This is a genomic window from Streptomyces sp. ISL-94 (genome assembly GCF_018614075.1).
Classification (GTDB): domain Bacteria; phylum Actinomycetota; class Actinomycetes; order Streptomycetales; family Streptomycetaceae; genus Streptomyces.
Window position 1 is genome coordinate 78,683 of record NZ_JAGGOZ010000042.1, and the last position, 7,162, is coordinate 85,844.

8 protein-coding genes are annotated in these 7,162 nt (G+C 72.0%); 4 read left to right on the top strand and 4 right to left on the bottom strand.

Annotated elements, in window-relative coordinates:
* Positions 1-18: 18 nt before the first annotated feature.
* Genes J7E94_RS15785 through J7E94_RS15800 form a run of 4 tightly spaced genes read left to right on the top strand, consistent with a single transcriptional unit; the run spans position 19 to position 3,906 of the window.
* Entirely contained in the window at positions 19-834 is an 816-nt protein-coding gene (locus tag J7E94_RS15785) for an arylamine N-acetyltransferase (protein WP_215015991.1), read from the top strand.
* A 4-nt stretch (positions 835-838) separates the two neighbouring features.
* Complete coding sequence (locus J7E94_RS15790; protein ID WP_215015993.1) at positions 839-1,405, top strand: alpha/beta hydrolase; 567 nt, start codon at positions 839-841, stop codon at positions 1,403-1,405.
* Positions 1,398-2,630, top strand: a complete 1,233-nt coding sequence (locus J7E94_RS15795) for an MFS transporter (protein WP_215015995.1) — start codon at positions 1,398-1,400, stop codon at positions 2,628-2,630. Before J7E94_RS15790 ends, J7E94_RS15795 begins: the two co-directional genes overlap by 8 nt.
* A complete protein-coding gene (locus J7E94_RS15800) occupies positions 2,623-3,906 on the top strand; it encodes an ATP-grasp domain-containing protein (protein WP_215015996.1) in 1,284 nt (427 codons plus the stop codon). Before J7E94_RS15795 ends, J7E94_RS15800 begins: the two co-directional genes overlap by 8 nt.
* Before the next feature lie 143 nt (positions 3,907-4,049).
* Here J7E94_RS15800 and J7E94_RS15805 read toward each other — a convergent pair whose 3' ends face one another.
* The 4 genes from J7E94_RS15805 to J7E94_RS15815 form a co-directional block, all read right to left on the bottom strand.
* On the bottom strand, positions 4,050-5,408 hold the full coding sequence (locus J7E94_RS15805) for a chloride channel protein (RefSeq protein WP_215016000.1): 1,359 nt from the start codon (positions 5,406-5,408) through the stop codon (positions 4,050-4,052).
* Positions 5,405-6,007, bottom strand: coding sequence for a potassium channel family protein (locus tag J7E94_RS15810; protein ID WP_308345105.1), 603 nt, complete (start codon positions 6,005-6,007; stop codon positions 5,405-5,407). Before J7E94_RS15810 ends, J7E94_RS15805 begins: the two co-directional genes overlap by 4 nt.
* A 4-nt stretch (positions 6,008-6,011) precedes the next feature.
* The gene (locus J7E94_RS35415; RefSeq protein ID WP_285440765.1) at positions 6,012-6,137 is read right to left on the bottom strand and encodes a hypothetical protein; all 126 of its coding nucleotides are present in this window, start codon (positions 6,135-6,137) and stop codon (positions 6,012-6,014) included.
* Positions 6,138-6,717: 580 nt separating this feature from the next.
* Complete coding sequence (locus J7E94_RS15815; protein ID WP_215016002.1) at positions 6,718-7,035, bottom strand: hypothetical protein; 318 nt, start codon at positions 7,033-7,035, stop codon at positions 6,718-6,720.
* Between the last annotated feature and the right edge of the window lie 127 nt (positions 7,036-7,162).

Below are 7,162 nucleotides of genomic sequence, written 5' to 3' on the forward strand. Positions count from 1 at the left end.
GGCCGGCCCCCCACGACCATGACCAGAAAGACCCCTGTGAACCAGTTCATCGCCGACTACGCCGACCGGATCGGACTCCGCACGCCCCTGGAGCCGACCCTCGACTGCCTTCGGCGCATCCATGAAGCACACCTGTACAACGTCCCGTTCGAGAACTTCAGCATGCACGGCAACGCCGAGCGGGGCCTGACCCGAGAGGCGCTCCGCGAGACGATCGTGGACCGCCGCCGCGGCGGCATCTGCTTCGAAACGGGGCGGATGATGCAGTGGCTGCTCGACGCGTGCGGATTCGACTACGAGCTGCGGCTGGGCGCCGGCGTCAGCCCCAAGGGCCCGGCGACCCACCAGATCTTCATCGTGACGGTCGACGCGGAGCGCTGGCTCTTCGACATCGGCTACGGGGCCCGGGGCCCCAGAGGGCCGGTCCGGCTGGCGGACGGGGAGCAGCTGACCCACCCGGCCCTCTCCACCCGGGTCAGCCTCGACCGCGGCGCCGGCGCTCCGGCGTGGACGGTGTCGATCCACGAACACGCCGTCAACGCGGCCGACTGGCAGGACATCTACCGGTTCGTCGACGCCCCCGCCGAGGCGGCCGATCTGGACATGGCGCACTTCTACACGACGGCGTCGCCCCACAGCCTGCTGAACCAGTACAAGGTGGCGAGCATCCCCACTTCCACCGGCCGGGTGAGCGTCCGGGACGGCAACCTCACGATCGTCGCGGACGGCAGCAGCACCACCACCCCCGTCGACGACGGCGCACAGCTCCAAGAACTGCTCGGGCTCCATTTCGGCCTCAGCGTTCCCCTCCAGGACCTCGGGCTCGAAAGGTAATTCCATGCACTACTTGACCGTACCGGGGTATACCGGTTCCGGTCCGGACCACTGGCAGACGCACCTGGAGAACACCTATGCCGGGTTCTCCCGCGTCGTCCAGGACGACTGGGCGACCGTAGACCGCGACCGCTGGGTCGCCAGGCTCGACGAGACCGTGCGCGGCATCGACGGGGAGGTCTTCCTCATCGGCCACAGCTGCGGCTCGGTGACCGTCGCGCAGTGGGCGGCGACCCACTGGGACAGCCGGGTCGTCGGCGCGCTCCTCGTCGCCCCCGCCGATGTCGAGGCGGCCGACACGCTGCCCGCCATCAGCCCGCAGGCACCGCTGCCCACCGTCGGGCTGCCGATGAAGACGCACCTCGTGGTCTGCGACAACGACCCGTTCCTGTCGCTGGAACGCGGCCTGGCACTGGCCGAAACCTGGGGAAGCAGCGTCGAGATCATCCCCGGCGGCGGGCACCTGGCCACCCGGGACGGCTACGGCCCGTGGAGCCACGGCGCGGCCCTGATCGAGCGCCACTCCGGACACGTACTCGAACCGACCCAGGGACGTGCTCCCCTTGTTTAGCAAACTGTCCCAGGTCCCCCGGCCCATCTACTTCTACCTGGCCGCGTCCTTCTTCATGGGGCTCGCCAACACCATGTTCGACGTGGTGTTCAACTTCTACCTCGCCGAGCGCGGCATCAACGAGGGCGATGCGGGCGTGATCTACGCCATCGCCACCGGAGCCATGGCGGTCGCCGTCATCCCGCTCCTCTTCCTCGGCCGGTACATGTCGCAGCGGACCCTGCTCATCGGGGCGTCGGTGCTCTACACCGTTCCGTTCGCCGGCCTGCCGTTCGTGGCCTCGGTCGCCTCGGCCTCCGTCGTCCTGAGCCTGATCCTCGCCGGCATGCTCGGCCTGCTCTCGGTGGGCAACGCCATCGCCGGCGCTCAGGTCCCGCAGGCCTCCCGTACCCGCCTGTTCAGTGCGTTCTTCATCTCCTACCTGGGCGCCGGCGTCATCGGCTCCGCCCTGGTGTCCGCGGTCAGCGGCTGGCTGCACACCAGCGACCTGGAGAAGTACCGCTTCTTCCTGCTGCTGTCCTTCCTGGCGGCCTGCCTGATGCTCGTCATGCGCCTCCCGTCGGCGCGGACGGTCGTGAAGACGGCCGGGGCGGCCTCGCAGGAGGAGACCCAGGCGCCGGTCGAGAAGCGCAACTTCGTGGCCCTCTTCCTGGCGGCCGGGTTCCTCGGCGCGTCGATCGCGCTGTTCTTCCGGTTCGCCAACGTCCTGTTCCAGCAGGTCTACGACATCCCGGTGAGCGACATCTCGCTCATCCTGGGCACCGACAAGATCGTCAGCATCTTCGGCGCGATCTTCGCGCCCGTCCTGGTCAAGCGCTTCTCGCTGCGTCCGAGCGCCGCCTTCTTCGGGGTACTGGCCGTGCTCGGCCTGCTGCTCCAGTCGCTGACCGTGCCGCTGGCCGTCTTCATCGTGCTCTACCTGCTGCGGCTGCTGTTCAACTACTGCCTGATGCCGCTCCTGGACACGGTCGCCATGTCGGGCTTCGCGCCGGCGCGCCAGATGGTCTCGATCGGCATGCGGCAGTCCTCGTTCTACCTGGGCGGAGCGGTCGCGGCCGCCGTCTACGGAGATCTGCTCGACGGCGGTCAGTGGCAGACGGCCCTGTGGGTGTCGGCCGGCTGCGCCCTCGTCGGGTCGCTCGCGATGACCATGGTCCGGACCAATGAGCCCGCGCCCAGCGAGAAGAGCGGCGAGAGCGAAGAGAAGGTGCTGGAAAATGCCTGATTCCGCGATCCGCAGCGGCGGCGGCACGGGGAAGCTCGTGGTCGTGGACCCGTACTCCAGCGGTTCGGCCCTGGCCCGCCGCGCGAAGGAGCTGTACGGCCTGGACTCCATCGCCGTGCTGACGTCGCAGACCCTGCCGGCCGCGCTCGTCGCGTCCTACCCGGCCGAGGACTTCGTGGCCGAGCTGCGCTACGCGGACGTCCTGACGACGGCCCGGGCGGTCGAGGCCCTGTGCGGCGGCCGGCCGGACCACCTCATCTGCGGGTCCGAGCCGGGGGTCGAGGCGTACGACCTGCTGGCCGCCCACTGGGGGATGCGCCCGAACACCGGGTCCTCCGAGGCCCGGCGCGACAAGTTCCTGATGCAGGGCCGGCTGCGCGACGCGGGCATCCGGTACATCCCGCACCACCTCGCCGAGGACACCGAGTCCGCCGTGGCGTGGTGTGCCGCGAGCGGCCTGGCCGAGTACGTCGTGAAGCCGGTGAAGTCCTTCGCCACCGACGGCGTGTTCTTCTGCTCGTCGCCGGACGAGGTGCGGGCCGCCTGCGAGAAGCTGTTCGGCCGGGACGACCTCGCCGGCGAGCTCATCACCCGGGTCCTGGTCCAGGAGCGCATCGTGGGACCGGAGTTCGTCGTCGACTCGGTGTCCCTGGACGGCTCGGCCTTCGTCGTCAACATGTTCCGCTACACGAAGGAGACGGTCGACGGGAACCCCGTCTACCGGGCGATGTCGTCGGTGGACGTCGGCGAACACCCCGGCATCGTGGCCTACGTCGAGCAGGTGCTCGCGGCGCTGGGCATCGAGAACGGCCCCGCCCACAGCGAGCTCATCCTCACCGAGGACGGCCCGGTCCTCATCGAGACGGGCGCCCGCATGCACGGCGGACTGGGCCCGAGGCTGGTCGAGGAGTCGTCCTCGCACTCCGTGATCGACCTGACCCTGGCGTCGCGCGTGGCGTCGGACGAGTTCGAGCGCCTGACCCGGGTGCGGCCCTCCCTGCGGCGGGGCGTCGTCGAGTGCTTCCTCTCCGCCCCGGAGGGGGGCGTGGTCGCGGCGAACCGCGTGCGGGAGTCCTGCCGGGAGCTCGACAGCTACCTCTTCGACACCTGCGAGCAGGCCCCGGGCGACCGCATCGCGAAGACGACCGACCTGATCACCTCCTACGGCCGCGTCGTCCTCGCCCACGCGGATCCCGAGGTGCTGGAGCGGGACCTGGCGCACGTCCTCGACCTGGACCGCCGCGGCGCGCTCATCGAGGTCGTCCCGGGCGCGTAGTCCCCGTCCCTTACGAAGGCCCAGGTCACCAGGTCACCGGTGACCTGGGCCTTCTTCGGTCCGCAGCGCGCCCGGGTTGCGCTTCGCCCAGACCACGAGGCCGATGTAGACGACAACGCCGAGGCGGTCAGGGGGCGGTCGGGCTACCGTGCCGGGGGCTCGGCGGGTACCGCGGGCGCCGAGGCCCCCACGGGCAGCAGCTCGGTGACGACGAAGGCCACCACGGCCGCCAGGATCACCACCGGCATCATCGCGGTGCCGCCGAGCAGCAGGATCACCAGTACCACGCTGCTCACCGGGAGCCGCAGCGTGCCGGCCGCGCCCGCCGCCATGCCCGCCGCCATCGCGGGCACGATGCCCAGGCCGGGCAGCGGCGCGAGGAGGACGCCTGCCACGGCGCCGAGGAAGAGCGCGGGAAACACCGGGCCACCGCGCAGGCCGCCGAGGCAGAGGGCGTAGGCGGCGCCTTTGAACAGCAGGACGGCGAGCAGCGTGCCGACGCCCCAGGCATGCGGGTCGGCGGCCAGTGCGGCCAGCGTCGCCTGGCCGGACGCCGCCACCTCGTCGGGCGCGCGGCCGGTGACCAGCGCGTAGAGGGCGGCGCAGACCGCGGCGCCCAGGGCGCACAGGACGGTCCGTACGAAGGGCCGGGCCGTGACGTACGCGGCGACCGCCCGGGCCGCGGCCAGGACGGGGTGCAGGGCGGCGGCGAGGGCCACGGCGATGACCACCGACCACAGCACATCGGCCCCGTCGAGGCGGGGGACGGGGACGGACAGCTCCAGCGACAGGTCCCCGGTCGCCAGCCCGGTCCAGCGTCCGAGGCCCGTGAACACCAGGGAGCCGACCCCGGTGGACAACAGGGCGGGCAGCATGACCGCGAACAGCTGCGGCCCGCCCACGCCCGCCACCTCGATCAGCAGCACCGCGGCGACCAGCGGATTGCCGAAGATGGCGGAGATGGCCGCCGCGGCCCCCGCCGCGCCCACGAGCGCGGTGCCCTGCGGGGTCGCCGGTGCCTGGGCCAGATCCCGGAACAGCAGGGCCAGCCCGCCGCCCAGGGCCATCAGCGGGGCCTCCGGTCCCAGCACCGCGCCGAACGGCAGAGCCGCCACCGCCGCGAGCAGGATCCCGGGCAGCGCGGCCGGAGAGGCGCCACCTGTGTGCAGTCCGGACGCGGGGATGTGACCGCCGCCGCCGCGCAGGTGCGTGACGACCAGGCCGACCGCGGTTCCGGCGACGAGCAGCAGGGGCAGCGGCCACCACCAGGGCGGGGCGTCCCAGCCCCACGCGTGGGGGAGGTCCGCCCACAGCGCGTGCTCCAGTTCGTGCAACGCGACGAGGAACCAGAAGGCGGCGAGGGACACCGGGACGCCGATGAGGGCGCAGAAGCCGAGCATCTTGAGATACCCGGCGCTGCGGAGCGTGTGCCGCAGGACGTCCGCCTCCTGCGGCTGCGTCCCGCTGACGGGCGGTTGGGACCGGGGGCGCGACTGCGTCATGGCTCACTTCCGGGCTCGTCGTGCGGGTCGGCGCCGTCGGGGTCGACGGGGTCGACGGACGCCTGCCCCCGTCCCCGCATCCGCGTCCGCCTCCGTATCCCGATCTGGACCGCGCCGAAGAGCACCTTGGCGATCACTCCCACCACGATCAGGTCGGCGACCATCTGCACGGTGGTCAGCACGCGGCCGGCCTCGCCGGCGGGCGCGATGTCCCCGAACCCCACGGTCGCGAACACCGTGACCGCGAAGTAGACGGCGTCCGTCCGGCTCAGCGGCTCCGAGAACGACTGCGGCGCCTCCTGGGAGAGCAGGAAGTACGTCGCGGAGAACAGCAGCAGGAACAGCGGTACGGCGATGGCCAGCGCCTCGACGGCGCGCAGCCGCGGGTACGGGGCACGGGTGATGGCGGTGACCTGCCAGGCGATCAGCAGGCCGAAGAGCACGAGCCCGAGCCCGAGCGTCACGACGGTGAGGGCTCTGAACCCGCCGTCCAGGGGCGCCATGTAGAACAGCGCCGTGAGCAGCCCGACCGAGGCCACCGAGCGCAGGGCACACCCCAGCAGGACGCGCCGGCCCTGACGGCCCGCGTTGCGTTCCACGGCGTCAGGACGGCCCGGAGCAACTCCCGGCCCAACTCCCGGCGCGATCCGCGGAGTCGAGCTCGTACACCGCAATTCCCGCCACGCCGATGCCGGCCGGCGTTCCCAGCTCTTCGATGTCGTGGCTCATGACCATTCCGACCACTCCTCGCACGCGACGGGGCGTTTCCCGCGCATCCACGGGCAGGCGGAGCTCCACAGCCATTGCAGCACCCGCCGCAGCGACCCGCATCTCCGGCTTCCGGCAGCCGGTGAGCCACCCGGCGGCCGCGAGCGGTGCCCGGGGGCGGCGATTCGGCCTCCCGCTCCAGCAGCCGGATCCGGGCCTCGGCCACGGCGTCCGCACGTGCGGCGAGCAGGGCGGTCTGGAGCCCCCGGACGATGAGGCCGGCGGCCGCTTGACCCACCACACCCCCGACGAGCGCGCCGACCACAGGAACGGGCAGGACGCTCTGACCGACGACACCGCAACCCCACAGGAGGCCGGCCGACACGACGGCGGTGGAGGCGCGTGCCGCGAACCGCGTCCCGCTGCTCTTCCCCCGGGCGAGGTCCAGCCCGGCCTCCGCGACGGCGAACGCGGCCTGCGCGGTGGCGCCGGGGAGCGTTCCGCCCCCCAACGCGGCCGGAAGGGCACCGGCCGCGGCGGCGATACGGACGACTTCGCGCGTCAACTGGACGCGAGCGCATCCAAGCAGGGCGACGAAGGGTCAGGTTCGTGCCGGTCGATCCCCGACCGGGCCGCGCTGCTGCGCGTAGGCCGTAATACCCAGAAGCAGCATGCCGGCGACGGCGAGAACCCCGCCGGCGGCCGTGCAGATGAGTGTCAGCTCGGGGGAGGCGCCGGCCAGCCGGGGGATCGCGTTGACGGGCGCGGTGGCGTAGATGAGCAGCAGGGCCCAGCCGCGCGACCGAACGGGCGCCGGCCTGAGGCGCAGCCGCTCGGGTACCCGGTTGGCGGCCATGGCCAGACCGATGGGGAGCAGGGTGACGGTGAAGGCGATCAGGCCGATCCACTGTGCTGTCATGGCGAGACTCTCCGGATGTATCAGCGCCGTACGCGGGCGCGCGGACCTTCGACGCCGACCAGACTTCCCGGCACACCACGCGCCTGATCACCTGGCGCGTTGCCGTCAGCCTAGTGCTGTGGCCGGA